The sequence below is a fragment of the Qipengyuania aurantiaca genome (genome assembly GCF_019711375.1).
GTDB classification, from domain to species: Bacteria; Pseudomonadota; Alphaproteobacteria; order Sphingomonadales; family Sphingomonadaceae; genus Qipengyuania; species Qipengyuania aurantiaca.
Genome location: NZ_CP081295.1, coordinates 1,894,478 through 1,913,362, shown reverse-complemented (window position 1 = coordinate 1,913,362; position 18,885 = coordinate 1,894,478). Strand labels below are relative to the sequence as shown.

The window sequence follows — 18,885 nt, the reverse complement described above, 5'->3', positions numbered from 1 at the left end:
AATTTGTCAGTCGAGAATCATGCGCGCATACGAATGCGCACCCGTCGCCTCCGCCAATAGTCCCGCGACCCCGCAAGGTCAAATCCGCTGCGGCACAATTCCCCGCGCCTGCGAGGGTTCGCGTTGTCTTGCCCGCAGAACTGCGTTAACCGGCTGGAATATGGAGACTGAAGCCGGACAGGGCGCTACGCCGCAGGACGACGATCGCACGGTAATCGCGCTGGTCGACGACGATCGCAATATCCTCACCACGGTCTCGATCGCGCTGCAGGCCGAAGGCTTCGCCACCCGCGTCTATTCGGACGGCGAACAGGCGCTGTCCGCCCTGCTCGGCAACCCGCCCGACCTCGCCATCTTCGATATCAAGATGCCCAAGATGGACGGGATGGAGCTGCTGCGCCGCCTGCGCGAACATTCCCCGCTGCCGGTCATCTTCCTCACCAGCAAGGATGACGAGCAGGACGAGGAAGCCGGCTTCCAGATGGGCGCCGACGATTACATCGCCAAGCCGTTCAGCCTGCGCCTGCTGCTCGCCCGCATCCGCGCGATCCTGCGCCGCAGCGACGCGCGTCGCCCGATGCCGATCGAGCCGGGCGAGCTTGCACCCGAAGTGATCGAACGTGGCCGCCTGCGGATGGACCCGGCCCGCCACCATGTGACCTGGGACGGCAAGCCGGTCTCGCTCACCGTGACCGAGTTCCTGTTGCTCGAAGCGCTTGCGCAGCATCCGGGCGTCATCAAGAGCCGCAACCAGCTGATGGATGCGGCATACCCGGACGATGTCTTCGTCGACGATCGCACGGTGGACAGCCACATCAAGCGTATGCGGCGCAAGTTCCGCAGCGTGGACGGCGAATTCTCGGCCATCGAGACGCTCTATGGCGCAGGCTACAGCTATAGCGATGGCTGAGAAGGGCAACGTCCTTCGGGGCGATCCGCGGCTCGAGAAACTGCGCTGGTCGCGGCGCCTGTCGCTCACCAGCCGCATCCTCTTCGTCAACGTCCTGCCGCTGGTGCTGCTGGGCGGCGGCGTCCTTTATCTCGACAGCTATCGCAAGCAGCTGCTGGACGAGCGGTTCAAGCTGGCTCTGGTCGAAGCGCAGATCACAGCCGAAGCGCTCGCCGGGGCGACACCGCAGCGCCAGGACGCGCTGCTGATCCAGATCGGCAAGGAACAGCGGCTGCGCATCCGGGTCTACGGACCGGAGGGCAATCTGGAATCGGACAGCTTCCAGCTCGCGCCGCCGAGTTTCGACCTACCGGAAGCGTCCGAAGTCGACCGCGCGGATTTCGCCTATCGCATGGACCGCTGGTTCGACCGTGTGGTCGGCGCGCCTGCCCTCCCGGATTACCGCGAGCCGGAACTGGACGAAGCCGCCGCCTGGCCCGAACTGGTCCGCGCGCGCGAGGAAAGCCTGACCCAGATCGTCCTGCGCGACGCGCCCGACGGCACCCATGTCATCAACGCCGCCGCACCGGTCGGTCTCGACGGCGACACGCTGATGATCACCCGCAACCCGGCGGACATCACCCAGAGCGTGCGCGAGGCGCGGACCAATGTAGCGCTCGTCGTCCTCCTCTTCCTCCTCGTGTCGACACTGCTAAGTTTCTTCCTCGCCCAGACCATCGTGCGACCCTTGCGCGAGCTGGTGCAGGCCGCGGTCCGCGTGCGGCAGGGGCGTGACCGGCAGGTCGAAGTGCCGCGCCTGCCCGACCGGCGCGACGAGATCGGCATGCTCGCGCGCGCCATTTCCGACATGACCGGGGCGCTGCGCCACCGTATCGACGCGGTCGAAAGCTTTGCCGCCGATGTCGCGCACGAGATCAAGAACCCGCTCGCGAGCCTGCGAAGCGCCACCGAATCGCTCGGCAAGGTCGACGATCCCGAATTGCGCGCGCAATTGCTCGACATCGCCACCCACGACGTGCGCCGGATCGACCGACTCGTCACCGAAATCTCCGACGCCAGCCGGATCGATGCGGAAATGTCGCGGACCGAATTCGAACGCGTCGACATGGAAGAACTGCTCCGCAACACTGTCGCCAGCCGCGAGGCGCGCGGGGAGAACAGGGACCGCAAACTCACTGTCGAAGTCGACGAGGCGAACCACTGCGTCGCCGGTGTCGGCATGCGGCTCGAGCGCGTGATCGAGAACCTGCTCGACAACGCCGTCTCCTTCTCGCCCGAGGGCGGTGCTATTGACGCGCGGCTCGTCCGGCGCGAAGGGCGTGTCGTCCTCACCGTATGCGACGAAGGGCCGGGTATCCCGGAGGAAAAGCGAGAGAAAGTGTTCCACCGTTTCCATTCAGACCGCCCCGAAGGCGAGGATTTCGGCAACCACTCCGGCCTCGGCCTCGCGATCGGACGCACCATCGCCGAAGCGCATGAGGGCACTCTTCACGTCGAACGCCGCAGAGACGGGGGCAGCGGCGCGTGTTTCGTGCTCGATCTGCCGGCGGCCCGATGAAGACACGGCTACCCAACGTCACCGCCGTCGCCATCGACGGGCGCGGCCTCTTGATTGCGGGCGAAGCGGGCAGCGGCAAGAGCTCGCTCGCGCTGGCGCTGATCGATCGCGGCGCCACGCTGATCGGCGACGACGGCCTCATCATCGAGGATGTCGACGGCTACCCGCTCGCCTGCCCGCCCAAGACCACGCGCGGCCTGCTGGAGGTGCGCAATGTCGGCCTCGTCGAGCTGCCGACCTGCGAAGCGCCGATTGCGCTGGTGCTACAGCTGACCACGCTCGCGCCGCGCTATCCGATGGAGCTGGCGACCACCAAGCTCGCCCAGACCGGCATTCCCGTGCTGCTGTTCCGTCCCGGCGACGCGACGCAGGCGCTGCGCGCCGAATTCGCGCTGGGCAAGCACGGCCTCGTCGTGCCCGAGATGGGCGACAGGGGTGAAGAGGCGGCCCAGTGAGGCTGCGCCAGTGAGCGCCCCCGGCACGCGGCATCGCATCCTGCTCGTCACCGGCATGTCGGGCGCGGGCAAGTCGACCGCGCTGCAGGTGCTCGAAGACATGGGCTGGGAAGCGATCGACAATTTCCCGCTCCGGCTGCTCCCCAGTCTCGTGGAGACGGGAAGCGACACCCATGGCCCCGTCGCCATCGGTTTCGATTCGCGCACCCGCGGCTTCGTCCCCGCCGAGGTCATCGCGCAGGCCGAGGCGCTGGCCGCGCGCGAGGATGTCGAGCTGTCGACGCTTTTCATCGACTGCTCGGCCGCCGAACTCGAACGCCGCTACAACGAGACCCGCCGCCCCCATCCCATGGCGCGCGAACGGCCTGTGGCAGGCGGCATCAAGGCCGAACGCGAGCTGCTCGAACCGCTGCGCAGCTGGGCGCAGGTCCTGATCGACACCAGCACCTTCGGCGGCAACCAGCTCCAGCAGGTGGTGCGCGAACAGTTCGCCAGCGAGGAAGCGCGCCCGATGACGGTCACCGTGTCGAGCTTCGGCTTTTCGCGCGGGATGCCGCCGCTGGCCGACCTGCTCTTCGATATGCGTTTCATCGATAATCCGCACTGGGTGCCGGAGCTGCGCGAGCTGACCGGGCTCGATGCCCCCGTCGCTGCGCATATCGAGGCGGACCCGTCCTTTGCGCCGGCTTTTGCCCGCATTTCCGAGACCTTGCTCGAATTGCTGCCGCGCTACGCCGCGCAGGATCGCAGCTATCTCAACATCGCCTTCGGCTGTACCGGCGGGAGACACCGCTCGGTCTACAGTGCAGAGGCCGCCGCCGAGGTCTTGCGCAAGGCGGGATTTTCGCCCACGGTCATTCACCGCAATCTGGGAGACCGGCCCGCCGACCCGATCGAGCGCAGCTGACCCCACCGGGCGATGATCGAGATAACGAGCCTGACACCTTCGGTAATTCGCAAACGGACGCTATTTTACGCATGATCGGAATGATCCTCGTTACCCACGGCAAGCTCGCCGAACACTTCATCGATGCGATGGAGCATGTGGTCGGCAAGCAGGACGGCGTGGCCACCATCTGCATCGGCCCAAACGACGATATGGAGCAGCGGCGCAAGGATATCGCCGACGCTATCCAAGCGGTCGACACGGGCGACGGCGCCATCATCCTGACCGACCTGTTCGGCGGCACGCCCTCCAACCTCGCCATCTCGTTGCTCGACACGGGCCGGGTGGAAGTGATTGCGGGGATCAACCTGCCCATGCTCATCCGCCTTGCCGGCGCGCGCAAGAGCATGAACGTGGTCGACGCGGTGAACGCCGCGCAGACCGCCGGGCGCAATTACATCACCGTGGCCAGCGAATTCCTCGGCCAGGATCTCGACAGCGCGCGGAAGGCAAGTTGAGCGAGGCAAGGAAACAAGTGCTGGTGGTCAACCAGCGCGGTCTTCACGCGCGGGCGAGCGCCAAGTTCGTCGGCGCGGTGGCCGAGGTGCCCGAGGGGTGCAAGGTGCGCGTCGCCAAGGGCGAAAACGAGGCCGCGGGCGGCTCCATCCTCGGCCTGATGATGCTGGGCGCGGCCAAGGGCGATACGATCGAGATCATCGTCGAAGGTGCCGGAGCCGACGCCGTGCTCGCCGACCTCTCCGCCATGGTCGAGGACGGTTTCGGGGAGCCCTGACATGGCCGAATACCGCCGTGTCATCACCGGCTTTTCCAACCCCACCGTCAAGGCGCTGCGGGCGCTGCGCGAGAAGAAGCACCGCAAGCGCGAGAAGAAGTTCCTCGCCGAGGGCCTGCGCCTGCTCACCGATGCGCGCGAATGCGGCCATGTGCCCGAAACGCTCGTGCTGGCCGACCGGCGCGATCCGCACCCGCTGCTTTCGGCCCTGGAAGAGGCGGTCGAGGCCAGCGGCGGCGAAGTGATCGAGACCACGCCCGACATCCTCGCGAAGATAACCGGCAAGGACAATCCGCAGGCCGTTGCCGGCGTCTTCGCCGAGTTCGATACCTCGCTGGGTGCGCTCGACCGCAGCCACGCGGACATCTGGCTGGTGGCGCAGGCGCTGCGTGATCCGGGCAACCTCGGCACCATGCTGCGCACGGGCGACGCCATCGGCGCGGGCGGGCTGATCCTGATCGACGACTGCGCCGATCCCTTCAGCGTCGAAGCCGTGCGCGCCAGCATGGGCGCGGTGTTCACGCAACACATAGCGCAGGCCGATTGGGGCGAATTCGAAAGCTGGCTGCGCGAAGGAGAAGGCCAGCTCGTCGCCGCCTCCCTGCGCGACGCCCAGCCCTATCGCGGCGCGCCTTATGCCGCGCCCTGCTTCGTCATGGTCGGCAACGAGAGCCGCGGCCTTCCCGAAGACTATGAAATGGCCTGCGACCTGCGTGTGACCATGCCGATGAAAGGCCACGCCGACAGTCTGAATGCAGCGGTGGCCGCAGCGGTCTTGGGATACGAGGTCCTGGCCGGGCTCGAGCATTCCCCGGCCCGCGGGGAATGAGTGGTCTGCGCACTTCCAGCGCGGGCCTTGCTATCCTGTTCCTGACTGCGTGCCAGCCCCAATCCGTTACAGACGAGGCTCCGATCGGCCCGGAGGAGCACGTCGTGCCGAATAACGCCGCCGAGGCAGTCGATCCCGCCCCGATTCGCGAAGTGGTCACAGATTATTTCGAAGCGCTTCAGAGCGGCAGAAGCAAAGAGGCAGCTGCCTTCTGGTGCGAGCTGTCAGGAGCAGCGGGCTTCTCGGACCGCGTCGCTGGTCTCGGTGCATTCCGCGTCAACATCGCCGACCCCTTGCCAGCGAGGCCAAGTCCGGTCGCGTGGACGGTGTCGTTACAACTTCTTGATCCGGCCAACGCCAACCTGCTGGACGGAACGGCCTGGATCAGCCCCTTGCCTCCCGGCCGCAATCGCCGCTGGTGTATCGAAGAGATCGGCCTGCAGCCCCCGCCCGTTCCCCTGTAGGGCCAAGCGGGGGCTCGCCAAGTCCCGGACGCGGGCGCTGGCCTACGCCGCCTTTTCGTTGCGCCCACCGGCCGCGATGATGTGATCGAGGACAGAAGGGTGCAGCGGCTGGTCGAACTGGACGCCGACCTGGCGTTTTTCGATCCAGCGGACCTGCGATTCGATCGGGCCTATCTGGCCGATGCGGATGGTGATCTCGTCTCCCACTTCGACACGCCCCACCAGGTCGGCAAAGTTGCAACCGTATTCGGACAGGTTCCGGATGGCGATGTCAAACCGCACGCCGGTGCCCTTGCGGTACCGCCCGTTGGTGGTGATCGAGTAGCGCTCTTCCCTGCGTAGTTCCATTTGCCCGCTCCGGCACATTCAAAATTATAAATTTCGGCGCGACCCGGTCTGCTTGTGGCGTCTTTCAGGCGTTCATAGGAGAGGTTGGTTGAAGAATGACTAAGCTGGAGGGGGCTTTTGGGAGGAGGCCTATTCGGCGGCTTCGCGCTTCTCTGCGCTTCCATCTTCGATTTGCGCTGCATCTTCAGCGTTGTAGCGCGGATTGGCTTCGACCAGCGGGATTTCCTCGATCTCGCGCTTGCCGATCTCGATGCCCTTGTCGTGGAGGCGGCGGCCCGCAGAAAGCACGTTGCGCTCGAAACTGCCGACGAACTTGTTGTAATTGTTGACCGCGCTTTCGAGCCCGCCGCCCACGCGCTTCATATGCTCGGCGGCGACTGCCAGACGGTCGTAAAGTTCCGCCCCGGCCTTCCCGATTTCCACCGCTTCGCGTGCGATGGTGTCCTGCCGCCAGACCTGCGCCACGGTGCGCGCGATGGCGACGAGATTGGTGGGCGTCGCCAGCAGCACCTTGTTGCGGAAGGCGAAGTCCCACAATTCGGGATCGTGTTCGAGCGCGGCGGAAACGAAGTGCTCGCCCGGCACGAACATCACCACGTAATCCGGCGCATCGTCGAACTGGCTCTGGTAGCCCTTGCTGCCGAGCGTCTGGACATGGTTGCGCATGGACTTTGCGTGGAGGTCGAGATGCCGCCGCCGTTCCTCGTCGTCATCGGCTTCGAAGGCCGCCTGATAGGCGTTGAGCGAGACCTTGGCGTCGATCACCAGCTTCTTCTGGCCCGGCACGTTGACGATGGCGTCGGGCCGCAGGCGTCCCTCATCGGTCTCGATCGACTGTTCGAGGTTGAAGTCGGTGTGTTCCGACAGGCCGCATTGTTCGAGGACATTCTGGAGCGCCCGCTCGCCCCAGCGTCCGCGTGCCTTGGGGGCATTGGTCAGGCTGTTGCCCAGCCGCTGCGCCTCGCGCCGGACCTCTTCCTGCCCGCGTTGCATCTCGGTGATCTGCTGGTGGAGGCGACCAAAGGCGTCGGTGCGTTTTTCCTCCAGCTCGGCAACCTGCTTTTCGTATCTGGCCAGTCGTTCCCCGACGGGCGACAGAAGCGCTTTCAGCTTTTCCTCATTCGCCTTTTCCGAATGGCCGAACCGTTCGCTGGCGCTGGCGAGGAATTTCTCCTGCGCCGCGCCCAGCACCTTGGCGCCCGTGTTCTCGAATTCCTTCAGCAGCTTCTCGCGGCTCTCTTCGAGCAGGCGTTTCTGTTCGTCGAACCCGGCGGCCTTTTCCTTGAGCAAGCCATGCGCCTCACGCTCGGCCTCAAGCTTGCGTTCCAGCTCGTCCGCGCGACCTGCCCGTTCCGACATGGTCGCCAGGTCCCGCGTCATATCCTTGAGCTTGTCCTCGCTCGCGCGCGCTTGGGCTTCGCGTTCTCCGTGACGGACACGCCATTCGGCGACGGGCCGCGACCCGAAAAACCATCCGAGACCAAGACCCGCGACCAGCGCGACGATTGCGATAACAGCCAATTCCATCCGCGCAGATTAAGCGGAACACATGCGGAACGCCAGCCCCTTGCCGCAACAATCCACCCAAGTTTGGCCTAGACACGAAAAAGGGCGAGCGGCTCTAGACCGATCGCCCTTGTGTGAATTTCGGTTCTTCAACTGAGCCTAAGCCGCCTCGCGCAATTTCTTCAGCTTCTTCAGCGCCATGTTGCGCTTGAGGCGCGAGAGGTGGTCGATGAAGAGAATGCCTTCGAGGTGGTCCATCTCGTGCTGGATGCAGGTGGCCATCAGCCCGTCGAGCTCTTCCTCGTGTGTCTCGCCTTCCAGATCCTGGTAGCGCACGCGGCAGGTGGCCGGGCGGTCGACATCGGCGAAGATGTCGGGGACCGACAGGCAGCCTTCCTGATAGGTCGCCAGTTCGTCCGCCGGGTCGAGGATTTCGGGGTTCACGAAGACCCGCGGTTCTTTCTTCGTCGGATAGTGGACGTGCTCGTGACCGCCATGGTTGCAGACCTCGCCTTCCGCGTCCTCGTCTTCGGGCTGGAGGTCGATCACCAGCACGCGCTTGGGCACGCCGACCTGGATCGCGGCGAGGCCGATGCCGGGCGCGTCATACATCGTCTCGAACATATCGGAGACGAGGGTGCGCAGTTCGTCGTCGAACTCGGTCACGGGTTCGGACACGACCTTGAGCCGGGGATCCGGCACTTCGAGAATTTCACGGATAGCCATGGAGCGTCAGATAGGCGCGGGGCCCGCGTTTTTCAATCGAAATGGGGCGGACACAGTTATCGCTTAGCCGAGCGGCCTGCGGGCGCGCAGCGCCTGAGCCAGAGTGCCCTCATCGAGATAGTCGAGTTCGCCTCCCACCGGCAGGCCATGGGCAAGCTGGGTGATGCGGACGGGGAAGTCCTCCAGCCGCTCGGCGAGGTAATGCGCGGTGGTCTGGCCTTCCAAGGTGGCGTTCATGGCGAGGACGACCTCGTCCACCCCGCCTTCCTCGACCCGGGACAGCAGGCTCGCGATGTTGAGGTCCTCGGGGCGGATGCCGTCGAGCGCGGACAGTTTGCCGCCGAGCACATGGTATTTGCCGGTGAAGAGTTTCGCGCGGTCAAGTGCCCAGAGGTCGGCCACGTCCTCCACCACGCACAGTCCCTTGCCGTCGCGGCGCGGGTCGGCGCAGATGCCGCAGGGGTTGGTGGTGTCGACATTGCCGCAAGTGTCGCATTCAACCAGCGCCTCGCCCACCGTGGCAAGCGCTTCGAGCAGCGCGGGCAGCGCGCTTTCGCGGCGTTTCACCAGCCACAGCACGGCGCGCCGCGCGCTGCGCGGGCCGAGGCCGGGAAGGCGGGCCAGCGCGGAGGCCAGCGTCTCGATCTCTTGCGATGCCATGGAGGCACAGATAGGGGCCTTGGCGGAACAGAGAAAGGCCAGACAGAGGCTTCATGCGCATAATCTTCATGGGATCGCCGGAATTTGCCGTGCCGACGCTGCAGGCGCTGGTCGATGCCGCGCATGAGGTGGTGTGCGTTTACACCCAGCCGCCCCGCCCCGGCGGGCGCCGCGGCAAGGAACTTACCAAGACGCCCGTCCACCAGCTGGCCGAAAGGCTTGGCATCGAGGTACGCCACCCGACTTCGCTCAAATCGGCTGAGGAACAAGAGAAATTTGCAGCGCTCGATGCCGATGTCGGCGTGGTCGCGGCCTATGGCCTGATCCTGCCCCAAGCGGTGCTCGATGCGCCGAAGCATGGTTGCCTCAACGTCCATGCCTCGCTGCTGCCGCACTGGCGCGGGGCGGCGCCGATCCATCGCTCGATCATGGCAGGCGACGAGGTGACCGGCGTGACGATCATGCAGATGGAAGCGGGCCTCGACACCGGCCCCATGCTCGCCACCGTACGCACGCCGGTGGAAGACAAGACCACCGGCGAACTGACCGAAGAACTGGCAGAGCTGGGCGCGCAATTGATGGTCGGCACGCTGATCGACCTCGACGCGCTGCACGCGGTGGAACAGGACGACGGCGCGGCGACCTACGCCAAAAAGATCGACAAGGCCGAGGCGCGGATCGACTGGTCGCGCACTGCCGAGGAAGTGGTTCGTCATATCCACGGTCTCTCACCCTTCCCTGGCGCGTGGTCGGAAGTGGACGGAGCGCGGGTCAAATTCCTGCGCGCCGAGGTAGGCGAAGGCTCGGGAGAGGCGGGGACGGTGGTCGACGACGACCTCACCATCGCTTGCGGCGACGGCGCGATCCGCCCCCTACGCCTCCAGCGCGCAGGCAAGCCCGCAATGGACCGGGCGGAATTCCAGCGCGGCAACGCTATCGAGAAGGGCGCCACGCTATCGTGACCCGCTTCGCGCTTACCATCGAATTCGACGGGACGCCTTTTGTCGGGCTGCAACGGCAGGACAACGGGCCGAGCGTGCAGCAATCGCTCGAGGAAGCGGCGTATCGCGTCACTGGCGAAGACGTGCGCCTCTTCAGCGCGGGCCGCACCGATACGGGTGTCCACGCGCTCGCCATGCGCAGCCACATGGATATCGAAAAGGACATCGCGCCCTTCCGCCTGATGGAAGCGCTGAACGCGCAGGTCCGCCCAGACCCCATCGCGGTGACCCATTGCGAGGTCGTGCCCGACGACTGGCACGCGCGCTTTTCCTGTACGGGTCGCTCCTACGTCTACCGCATCGCCAACCGCCGCGCGCCCCTGACGCTGAAGCGCAACCGGCTATGGCAGGTCCCGCAGGACCTCGACCACGAGGCGATGGACCGCGCCGCCAAGGCGCTCGTCGGCCTCCACGATTTCACCACCTTCCGATCGGTCCAGTGCCAGTCACAAAGCCCGGTGAAAACACTCGACCGGCTCGACGTCGAGCGCGAAGGTGACGAGGTGCGCATCCACGCCGCCGCCCGCAGCTTCCTCCACCATCAGGTGCGTTCGATGGTCGGTTGCCTAGCGCTCGTCGGCATGGGGCGCTGGCGCGAGGAGCAGCTGGCAGAGGCGCTGGAAGCGAAGGATCGGCAGGCGCTCGGTCTTAACGCGCCGCCCCACGGGCTCTACTTCGTCGATGCGACCTATCCGGACGACGCCTGACGTAACGGCACCCTAGCCAAGCCCTTGAACGAGGCGTAGCGAGGCCCACAAACAGGTTTCGAACCGCAACGAAAGGGAATTGGATGACCACCGGCAAACAGCTTTTCACCACGCTGACCAGCGACGGCACGCTCACGCTCGAACTGGAGGACGTCACCTTCCCTGAGCCGACCGGCAACCAGGTGCTGGTCAAGATGGAAGCGGCGCCGATCAACCCGTCGGACCTCGCGATCCTGACCGGGGCTGCCGATTTCGAGAACGCGGATTATTCGCCCGGCAAGGTCGTCGCCAAGATGCCCGAACCGTTCAACACCGGCAGCAAGGCGCGTCACGGACAGAAGCTGCCCGCCGGCAACGAAGGCGCCGGCACCGTCGTCGCCACCGGTGACAGCGACATGGCCAAGGCGCTCATGGGCCAGCGCGTCGCCTGCGTGCCGGGCAACGCTTTCAGCCAGTACGCCATTGCGGATGCCGCCATGTGCCTGCCGCTAGGAGACCACAGCAGCGAGACGGGCGCGTCGAGCTTCGTCAATCCGATGACGGCGCTGGGCTTTGTCGAAAACGCCAAGGCCGACGGCCAGAAGGCGATCCTGCACACCGTGGGCGCGTCGAACCTTGGCCAGATGCTCAACCGCATCTGCCTCGAGGACGGCATGGATCTGGTCAATATCGTGCGCAAGGACGATCAGGCCGAACTGCTGAAATCGCAGGGCGCAAAGCATGTCGTGAACTCGTCCGACGACGATTTCATGGACCAGCTGCGCGGGGCGATTTCGGAAACGGGCGCCTTCTACGGCTTCGATCCCATCGGCGGCGGCCAGATGGTCGACAGCTGCTTCAAGGCGATGGAGCAGGTCGCCGTATCCCAGATGAGCGAATATTCGCGCTATGGTTCGAACCAGGCGAAGCGCATGTTCATTTACGGCCGCCTCGATTTCGGCCCGACCGTGCTGACGCCGGCCTATGGCTTCGGCTGGACGCTGTCGGGCTGGTTGCTGACGCCGTTCCTGCAGAACGCAGGCATGGAAACGGTGATGCGGATGCGCAAGCGCGTGCTCGACAACCTGACCACCACCTTTGACAGCAGCTACAAGACCAAGGTCAATCTGAAAGGCATGCTGACGAAGGACGCGATCCTCGATTATCGCCAGATGAAGACGGGCGAGAAGTACCTCGTCACGCCTCAGGGCTGATCGCGCCGGCCTAGCGGCGGTCGAATTTGCGCTGGATGGCGGCGGGGTCGGTGATCCCGCCCGCCACCAGCAGCTGCAAAAGGATGCGCGCCTTTTGCGGATTGAGCGCGCGCGCGGCGACGAAGCGGTTGGCGTCGTCTTCGGGCTCGCGGTCCACCAGCCCTTCGTCGGCACGGCTCGCCCGGACCACGGGAATGCCGTTTTGCGCGAACAGCGCCAGTTCCTGCCGCACGCGTTCGGGCATGTTGCCCTCGCCCACCCCGGCCAGCACGATGCCGCGCGTGTCCTCGCCCACCAGCCGCAACACTTCCTCCGCGCAGAGCGCCGCATGGACATAGACGATCACGACTTCGGGCAGGTCGTCGTACCAGTCGGACAGCGCCGCCTTGCCCTGCCGCCAGGGCGCGCCGAACCATTCGAGCGTCGAGGGTGTGACCAAGCCGATGGATTCGCGTGGGAAGCCGCGAAACGCCTCGGTCCCGCGCGTGCGGACCTTGCGCACATCTCGCGCGGCGAACACGCGGTCGCCCATCACCACCAGCACGCCGCGCCCGGCGGCTTGCGGATCGCTGGCAACGCGCACGGCATTGGCGAAATTCCGCAAGCCGTCATAGCCCACGGCATCGGCAGGCCGCATCGCACCGACTACCACCACCGGCTTGTCGGCGGGCAGCGTCAGGTCGAGGAGAAAGGCGGTTTCCTCCAGCGTGTCGGTGCCGTGGGTGACGATGACGCCCGAACATTCGGGGTCGGCCAGGGCCTCCAGTATCGCGGGGTGCAGGGCGTTCCATACCGCCGGGCCCATGTCGGCAGAATCGATATTGGCGATCTGGCGGCCCGAAAGCTCCGCCTCCAGCCCCAGCCCGCCGACTTTTTCGAGATAATCCTCGATTCCGATCTCGCCAGCCCGGTAATCCTGGGCGATGGCCGAGCCGGCGATGCCGGCAATAGTGCCGCCGGTGGCAAGAACGGTGAGTTTCGTCATGAAGGCGCGTTAGCGGCAATTGATTTATGTGTCAGCCGCGCTATGTGGCGCTTCACCCGATACCGGTCGGGGCGCTTAGCTCAGTTGGTAGAGCATCTCGTTTACACCGAGAGGGTCGGCGGTTCGAGCCCGTCAGCGCCCACCAGTTTCGATAAGACAAATCCATCCGGAGGATGGATTTGCATCAAAACTCCCGAGCGCAAGCGACGGGCGCCTCCCCTTACATCGCCATCCAGCTTTGCCATAGCATGTAGGCAGCGACGAGGAAGATCACGCCTGCGAAGATGTTCGTGAGCGCACCGGTGCTCGACAACTTGCGCGCAAGGCGCGTGCCCAGCAGGCTACCGACCACACCGCCTGCCACGAAAACGCCTGCCAGCGCCCAGTCGACATAGCCCGACAGGGCGTAATTGCCCGCCGTGGTGATTCCGAAAGCGGTCACCGCGACGAGGCTGGTGCCCACCGCGTTGATCATCGGCATGCGCGTCGCACCGAGCAGGCCGGGCACGATCAGGAAGCCGCCGCCGATGCCGAAAAAACCCGAGACCGCACCGGCTCCGAGGCCGTTGGCGAGCAGCTTGGGTGCGTTGCCCCGGTCGAGATGCACATCGTCATCCGCCACCCGCCCCTTGCCGCGCAGCATCAGTACGCCGACCACCAGCATCAGCAAGGCGAACAGGAACAGGAGCTTCTGCCCGTCGAAATTCTTGCCCACCGTCGATCCGGCCAGCGCGCCGAGGATCCCGGCGGCGGCGAAGGTCATGCCGCAGGGCCATTTGACCGTGCCTGCGCGCGCATGGTTCACAAGACCGGCAAGCGCGTTCGCTGCCACGGCAAGCGCGCTGGTCCCGATTGCCGTATGAGGATTGGCGACGCCCACCACATAGACCATCAGCGGTACGGCAAGGATCGATCCGCCCCCACCGATCAGACCGAGCACGAAGCCCGTGGCACCACCCGAAAGCGCGCCCGAGAGCCAGTAGACCAGATCCATCTCAGCCAACGTGTCCCGGTTTGACCAGCCATTCGCGGCCCTTGAGCATGGCCTCCCAATAGATCCTCGGCAGGACATCGGCCTTCAGCACCCATGCGCGTCGGGTAGGCTTGCGTCCGTCGAGCGCCCATCCCGGGAAGCTTGGCAGAAGCTTTCCGCCGTAGCCGAATTCGGCGAGTACGATCTTGCCGTGCTCGACCGTTAGCGGGCAACTGCCATAACCATCGTATCGCGAGGGAAGTGGCTTGCCCAGGATCGTGGCGATCAGATTGCTTGCGACGATCGGCGCCTGCTTGCGAGCCGCGGCGGCGGTCTTCGCATTCGGGGTGTTGGAGCAATCCCCCAAGGCAAACACGTTGTCGTACCGCGCGTGGCGAAGGGTCTCCTGATCGACGTCGACCCAACCGCCCTCACCTGCAAGCGGACTGGATTTTATGAAGTCGGGTGCGGATTGCGGGGGGCAAACGTGCAGCATGTCGAATTCAACGGTCTTGCTGCCGTTCTCGGTCGCAAATGTGGCCGTCTTCGCACTCCCGTCCACTGCCGTCAGGCGTTCGTTCAGATCGAGCGAGATACCGTAGCGCTCGACGTACTCCATCAGGGCAGGAACATATTCGGCCACCCCGAACAGCACGCCGCCTGCATTGTGGAAGTGAACATCGATGTCCTTGAGAACACCCCTCTTTTGCCATTCCGAGCAGGACAGATACATCGCCTTCTGCGGCGCGCCTGCGCATTTGATCGGCATGGGCGGCTGCGTGAACAGCGCTTTTCCAGACCGCAATTGCTGCACGAGCTCCCATGTGTAGGGAGCGAGGTCGAAACGGTAATTCGATGTCACGCCGTTCCGCCCGAGCGTGTCGGAGAGCCCTTCAACGCCATCCCAATCGAGCTGCAGACCCGCGGCTACGACAAGAAAGACATATTTGATCCGCGACCCGTCAGCGAGGATGACGGTGTTATCGCCGGGCTCGAATGCAGCAGCCGATTGGCGAATCCACGATACGTAATCCGGCATGACCCGCGCCATCTCTCGCGCAGTCTGCTCGGGATCAAATACGCCGCCACCGACCATCGTCCAGCCCGGTTGATAGTAATGCGTGCCGGAAGGCTCTATGATTGCGATCTTGAGGCTCGGCTCTCGCTTGTGAAGCGACGCTGCGGTGGCAATCCCTGCCGCGCCTCCGCCGATGATAACAATCTCGAAATCGCTGTTGTCACTGGCCAAGATCGTGTCCTCTCGCGCTTTTCCCACCTTATATTAGAAAAACCTTATCTACCATAAGGGCGCTTCGCACAAGGGGGAGACTCAGTTGGCCAGCACCGCGTCAATGGCTGCGCGCGCTTCTTCGCTCGACCAGTCGTAGTCGCCGCGCACGCGCCAGACTTCCTGCCCCTGCGCGTCGTACATGACGGTGGTGGGCAGCGAGCCACCGCCCAGCGCGAAGCCGAGTTCGGCCTGCGGGTCCATCCAGGATTCCAGGTGATCGAATCGGTTCTGGGCGAAGAAATCCGCCACCTTGTCGGGGCCGCCCATGTCCTGGCTCACGGTGAGGACCCGCAAGCTTTCGCCATAGTCGCCCGCCAGTTCGTCGAGCAGCGGCATTTCCTTGATGCAGGGCGCGCACCACGTCGCCCACAGGTTGAGCAGCACTGGCGTGCCCTGCACCGCTCCGAGATTGAGTTCGCGTTCCTCGAGGTCACGCAAATTGGCGGCAGGCATCAGCGCGCCCGCGTTGCCGCGGTCGATCTCGCCGCTTGCCGCGCTCGAAGCACCGCTTTCTTGCGCCGCGTCGGGTGCGCTCCTATCGCAGGCGGCCAGCGACAGGGCGAAAATGGATACGAGCGTGAGCGAAAAGCGGGACAATCAGGGCTCCAACAGCATGTGGGGCGGCAGGTTCGCCGAAGGGCCTAGCGCGATCATGCGCGAAATCAACGCCTCGATCCCCTTCGACAAGGCGCTCTGGCGCGAGGATATCGCAGGCAGCCGCGCGCATGTCGCCATGCTGGCGAAGCAGGGCATCGTCAGCGAGGCCGACGCCAAGGCGATCGACGAGGGGCTGCAGCAGGTCGCGGCCGAATACGAGCGCGACGGCGTGCCCGAGGACTGGGACCTCGAGGACATCCACATGACCGTGGAATCGCGCCTCACCGAGATCGTCGGCCCCGCTGCCGGACGCCTCCACACCGCGCGCAGCCGCAACGACCAGGTGGCGACCGACTTCCGTATGTGGGTGCGCAGCGCCATGCAGCGCGCGATCGCAGGCATCGACGCCGTGCTGGGTGCGCTGGTCGGGCGGGCAGGCGAACACGCGGACAGCATCATGCCCGGCTTCACGCATTTGCAGACCGCGCAGCCGGTTACGCTCGGCCATCACCTCCTCGCCTATTTCGAGATGCTCATGCGCGACCGTTCGCGCTTCGCGGACGCGCTGGTGCGGATGGACGAGTGCCCGCTGGGATCGGCGGCGCTGGCGGGGACCGGCTTCGACGTCGACCGCGAGATGACGGCCTCCGCGCTCGGCTTTGCGGCGCCCACCCGCAACAGTCTCGACGCCGTGTCCGACCGCGATTTCGCGCTCGATTACCTGATGGCGGCCAGCCAGTGTTCGCTCCACCTGTCGCGGCTGGCGGAGGAATTCATCATCTGGGCGAGCCAGCCCTTCGGCTTCGTGAAACTGCCCGACACGCTCTCGACCGGCAGTTCGATCATGCCGCAGAAGCGCAATCCCGACGCGGCCGAACTGGTGCGCGGCCATGCGGGGCGGGTGATCGGCTGCGCGACCAGCGTCATGGTGACCATGAAGGGCCTGCCGCTCGCCTATTCCAAGGACATGCAGGACGACAAGCCGCCCGTTTTCGAGGCGGCGGGCCTTCTCGACCTGAGCCTTGCCGCCATGGCCGGAATGGTCGCAGACACTACGTTCCAGACCGCTCGCATGCGGGAGGCGGCCGAGGCGGGCCACGCCACCGCGACCGATCTCGCCGACTGGCTGGTACGGCAAGCCGACATCCCCTTCCGCGAGGCGCACCACATCACCGGCGCGGCTGTCAAACTCGCCGACGAGAAGGGTGTCGCCCTCGACGGACTGTCGATCGATGATCTCAAGAGCATCGACACACGGATCGACGAGCGCGTGTTCGACGCGCTTTCGGTGGACGCTTCGGTCGCCGCGCGCGCTTCCTATGGCGGGACCGCGCCGGTCCGTGTTAGGGAGCAGGTCGAAGAAGCCCGCAAGCGGCTGGAGAATTTCGCATCGTGACACGCACTTTTGCCGCCCTTGCCGCGCTGGTCGCACTATCCGCCTGCGGGCAGAAGGCCGAATTGACGCCGGTTGCAGGACAGAGCCTGCCGCCCAAACCCTTCGGCGCGGAAGTACAGCCTGACGCGCGTGACCTCCTCGAACTCGACACGCAGGCCGCGCCCGATCGCTCGGTCGAATTGCGCACGCGTTCCGAAGAGCGCGAGGACGATCCCTTCGACCTGCCGCCCGAAGAGGACGACGATCCCGCCTGATCGCGTCAAGGCGAGATAATCTCTCGCGAACCTAAGCTGTCTCGACTCTGCCGAGGCGCGGCGGCATGGGACGCTGCCATGGACCATTTCCAGCACCGCAGCGGCGTGCTCTTCGCAGAAGACGTGCCCCTCCCCCTGATTGCCGAGGAAGTCGGCACGCCTGTCTATGTCTATTCGCGCGCGACCCTTGTGCGCCATGCGCGCGTATTTCGCGACGCTCTTTCGGAGCTGAAACAGCCACACATCGCCTTCGCCGTAAAGGCCAATCCCAACCTTGCCGTGCTGCGCGTGCTGGCGAACGAGGGCTATGGTGCCGACGTGGTTTCGGGCGGCGAGCTGACGCGTGCGCTGAAGGCGGGGATGAAGCCCAAGGACATCGTCTTCTCCGGCGTCGGCAAGACCCATGCGGAATTGCAGCAGGGGCTCGAAGAAGGCATCGGCCAGTTCAACATCGAGAGCGAGGAAGAGGGCTACGAGCTGGCCGCCATCGCCCGCCGTTTCGGCAAGCGCGCGGCCTGCGCCCTGCGCGTCAATCCCGATGTCGACGCGCGCACGCATGAGAAGATCTCCACCGGCAAGCGCGAGAACAAGTTCGGCGTTCCACTCGATCGCGCGGCTGCGATCTATACGGCGCTGGCGAAGGAAGACGGTCTCGATATGCGCGGGATCGCGGTTCACATCGGTAGCCAGCTGGCCGATCTAGAGCCGCTGGAAACCGCCTTCGGCAAGGTCGGCACACTGATCGAGGAATTGCGCGCGGGCGGCTGCACGGTCACCCATGCCGACCTCGGCGGCGGTCTCGGCGTCCCCTACAAGGCAGGCGAGGAATTGCCCGCCCCGGCCGAATACGGGGCCATGGTGGCCCGCGTGACCAAGGACTGGAACGTGCAGCTGATGTTCGAACCCGGCCGCGTCATTGCAGGCAACGCCGGCGTCCTGCTCACCCGCGTCATCCGGGTGAAGCGCGGGATCGAGCGGCCCTTCCTCGTGGTAGACGCCGCCATGAACGATCTGGCCCGCCCCGCCATGTACGGGGCCTGGCACGATTTCGAAGCGGTCGAGCCGACCGGCGAGAAAACCATCGCGCATATCGTCGGGCCGATCTGCGAAACGGGCGACACCTTTGCCATGGATCGCGAAATCGACGTCCTGGGCGCAGGAGACCTCGCCGTGTTCCGCACCGCGGGCGCCTATGGTGCGACCATGGCGTCGAGCTACAATTCGCGCGGTTTCGTGGCCGAGGTGCTGGTCGATGGCGACAAATACGCCGTGGTCGCGGACCGTATCGCCGCAGGGGCGATCATGGACGCCGAGCGTGTGCCGGAGTGGCTGGTCGACTAACTCCAGAAATCC

At 65.3% G+C, this 18,885-nt stretch carries 22 protein-coding genes and 1 tRNA gene; 15 read left to right on the top strand and 8 right to left on the bottom strand.

Going from position 1 to position 18,885, the window contains the following annotated elements:
* The first annotated feature begins 160 nt into the window (after positions 1 to 160).
* The 8 genes from K3148_RS09270 (at position 161) to K3148_RS09235 (ending at position 5,895) form a co-directional block, all read left to right on the top strand.
* Complete coding sequence (locus K3148_RS09270; RefSeq protein WP_221424537.1) at positions 161 to 910, top strand: response regulator transcription factor; 750 nt, start codon at positions 161 to 163, stop codon at positions 908 to 910.
* On the top strand, positions 903 to 2,468 hold the full coding sequence (locus K3148_RS09265; protein WP_221424536.1) for a sensor histidine kinase: 1,566 nt from the start codon (positions 903 to 905) through the stop codon (positions 2,466 to 2,468). The genes K3148_RS09270 and K3148_RS09265 overlap by 8 nt, the downstream gene beginning before the upstream one ends.
* The gene (locus tag K3148_RS09260) at positions 2,465 to 2,923 is read left to right on the top strand and encodes an HPr kinase/phosphorylase (RefSeq protein WP_221424535.1); all 459 of its coding nucleotides are present in this window, start codon (positions 2,465 to 2,467) and stop codon (positions 2,921 to 2,923) included. Before K3148_RS09265 ends, K3148_RS09260 begins: the two co-directional genes overlap by 4 nt.
* 10 nt (positions 2,924 to 2,933) lie before the next feature.
* Positions 2,934 to 3,830 (top strand): RNase adapter RapZ, encoded by an 897-nt coding sequence (gene rapZ, locus K3148_RS09255; protein ID WP_221424534.1) that lies wholly within the window; start codon positions 2,934 to 2,936, stop codon positions 3,828 to 3,830.
* A 71-nt stretch (positions 3,831 to 3,901) separates the two neighbouring features.
* Positions 3,902 to 4,327: a PTS sugar transporter subunit IIA gene (locus tag K3148_RS09250; protein WP_221424533.1), complete on the top strand. Its 426-nt coding sequence runs from the start codon at positions 3,902 to 3,904 to the stop codon at positions 4,325 to 4,327.
* Positions 4,324 to 4,602 (top strand): HPr family phosphocarrier protein, encoded by a 279-nt coding sequence (locus K3148_RS09245; protein WP_221424532.1) that lies wholly within the window; start codon positions 4,324 to 4,326, stop codon positions 4,600 to 4,602. Before K3148_RS09250 ends, K3148_RS09245 begins: the two co-directional genes overlap by 4 nt.
* Before the next feature lies 1 nt (position 4,603).
* On the top strand, positions 4,604 to 5,431 hold the full coding sequence (locus K3148_RS09240; protein WP_221424531.1) for a TrmH family RNA methyltransferase: 828 nt from the start codon (positions 4,604 to 4,606) through the stop codon (positions 5,429 to 5,431).
* Positions 5,428 to 5,895, top strand: coding sequence for a hypothetical protein (locus K3148_RS09235; RefSeq protein WP_221424530.1), 468 nt, complete (start codon positions 5,428 to 5,430; stop codon positions 5,893 to 5,895). The genes K3148_RS09240 and K3148_RS09235 overlap by 4 nt, the downstream gene beginning before the upstream one ends.
* A gap of 42 nt (positions 5,896 to 5,937) precedes the next feature.
* Here K3148_RS09235 and K3148_RS09230 read toward each other — a convergent pair whose 3' ends face one another.
* From K3148_RS09230 to recR, 4 genes are all read right to left on the bottom strand, one after another.
* Entirely contained in the window at positions 5,938 to 6,243 is a 306-nt protein-coding gene (locus K3148_RS09230) for a PilZ domain-containing protein (RefSeq protein WP_221424529.1), read from the bottom strand.
* A 129-nt stretch (positions 6,244 to 6,372) separates the two neighbouring features.
* Positions 6,373 to 7,770, bottom strand: coding sequence for a DNA recombination protein RmuC (locus K3148_RS09225; protein ID WP_221424528.1), 1,398 nt, complete (start codon positions 7,768 to 7,770; stop codon positions 6,373 to 6,375).
* 138 nt (positions 7,771 to 7,908) lie between these two features.
* Positions 7,909 to 8,475 (bottom strand): peptide deformylase, encoded by a 567-nt coding sequence (locus K3148_RS09220; protein ID WP_221424527.1) that lies wholly within the window; start codon positions 8,473 to 8,475, stop codon positions 7,909 to 7,911.
* A gap of 63 nt (positions 8,476 to 8,538) precedes the next feature.
* On the bottom strand, positions 8,539 to 9,135 hold the full coding sequence (recR, locus tag K3148_RS09215; protein WP_221424526.1) for a recombination mediator RecR: 597 nt from the start codon (positions 9,133 to 9,135) through the stop codon (positions 8,539 to 8,541).
* Positions 9,136 to 9,188: 53 nt separating this feature from the next.
* On the opposite strand from recR, the gene fmt reads away from it, so the two are divergent.
* The 3 genes from fmt (at position 9,189) to K3148_RS09200 (ending at position 12,036) form a co-directional block, all read left to right on the top strand.
* Positions 9,189 to 10,097 carry a methionyl-tRNA formyltransferase gene (gene fmt / locus K3148_RS09210; protein ID WP_221424525.1) on the top strand — a complete coding sequence of 303 codons (909 nt, stop codon included), beginning with the start codon at positions 9,189 to 9,191 and terminating at the stop codon, positions 10,095 to 10,097.
* Positions 10,094 to 10,843, top strand: coding sequence for a tRNA pseudouridine(38-40) synthase TruA (gene truA, locus K3148_RS09205; protein WP_221424524.1), 750 nt, complete (start codon positions 10,094 to 10,096; stop codon positions 10,841 to 10,843). Before fmt ends, truA begins: the two co-directional genes overlap by 4 nt.
* An 83-nt stretch (positions 10,844 to 10,926) precedes the next feature.
* Entirely contained in the window at positions 10,927 to 12,036 is a 1,110-nt protein-coding gene (locus tag K3148_RS09200) for a zinc-binding dehydrogenase (RefSeq protein WP_221424523.1), read from the top strand.
* A gap of 10 nt (positions 12,037 to 12,046) precedes the next feature.
* Here the strand turns inward: K3148_RS09200 and K3148_RS09195 are convergent, their stop codons facing one another.
* Positions 12,047 to 13,021 (bottom strand): asparaginase, encoded by a 975-nt coding sequence (locus K3148_RS09195; RefSeq protein WP_221424522.1) that lies wholly within the window; start codon positions 13,019 to 13,021, stop codon positions 12,047 to 12,049.
* 69 nt (positions 13,022 to 13,090) lie between these two features.
* Between K3148_RS09195 and K3148_RS09190 the strand changes: the two genes are divergently transcribed.
* Positions 13,091 to 13,166: transfer RNA gene (locus tag K3148_RS09190), tRNA-Val, on the top strand.
* A gap of 75 nt (positions 13,167 to 13,241) precedes the next feature.
* Here K3148_RS09190 and K3148_RS09185 read toward each other — a convergent pair.
* From K3148_RS09185 to K3148_RS09175, 3 genes are all read right to left on the bottom strand, one after another.
* Entirely contained in the window at positions 13,242 to 14,015 is a 774-nt protein-coding gene (locus tag K3148_RS09185; protein WP_221426676.1) for a sulfite exporter TauE/SafE family protein, read from the bottom strand.
* A gap of 1 nt (position 14,016) precedes the next feature.
* Positions 14,017 to 15,243 (bottom strand): NAD(P)/FAD-dependent oxidoreductase, encoded by a 1,227-nt coding sequence (locus K3148_RS09180; RefSeq protein ID WP_247711537.1) that lies wholly within the window; start codon positions 15,241 to 15,243, stop codon positions 14,017 to 14,019.
* An 81-nt stretch (positions 15,244 to 15,324) separates the two neighbouring features.
* Positions 15,325 to 15,882, bottom strand: coding sequence for a TlpA family protein disulfide reductase (locus tag K3148_RS09175; protein ID WP_221424521.1), 558 nt, complete (start codon positions 15,880 to 15,882; stop codon positions 15,325 to 15,327).
* Between the two features lie 16 nt (positions 15,883 to 15,898).
* Between K3148_RS09175 and argH the strand changes: the two genes are divergently transcribed.
* The 3 genes from argH to lysA all read left to right on the top strand — a co-directional run bounded on the left by argH (position 15,899) and on the right by lysA (position 18,873).
* The gene (gene argH / locus K3148_RS09170) at positions 15,899 to 17,278 is read left to right on the top strand and encodes an argininosuccinate lyase (RefSeq protein ID WP_221426674.1); all 1,380 of its coding nucleotides are present in this window, start codon (positions 15,899 to 15,901) and stop codon (positions 17,276 to 17,278) included.
* A complete protein-coding gene (locus K3148_RS09165; RefSeq protein ID WP_221424520.1) occupies positions 17,275 to 17,532 on the top strand; it encodes a hypothetical protein in 258 nt (85 codons plus the stop codon). Before argH ends, K3148_RS09165 begins: the two co-directional genes overlap by 4 nt.
* 78 nt (positions 17,533 to 17,610) lie before the next feature.
* The gene (gene lysA, locus K3148_RS09160; protein WP_221424519.1) at positions 17,611 to 18,873 is read left to right on the top strand and encodes a diaminopimelate decarboxylase; all 1,263 of its coding nucleotides are present in this window, start codon (positions 17,611 to 17,613) and stop codon (positions 18,871 to 18,873) included.
* Positions 18,874 to 18,885: the final 12 nt, after the last annotated feature.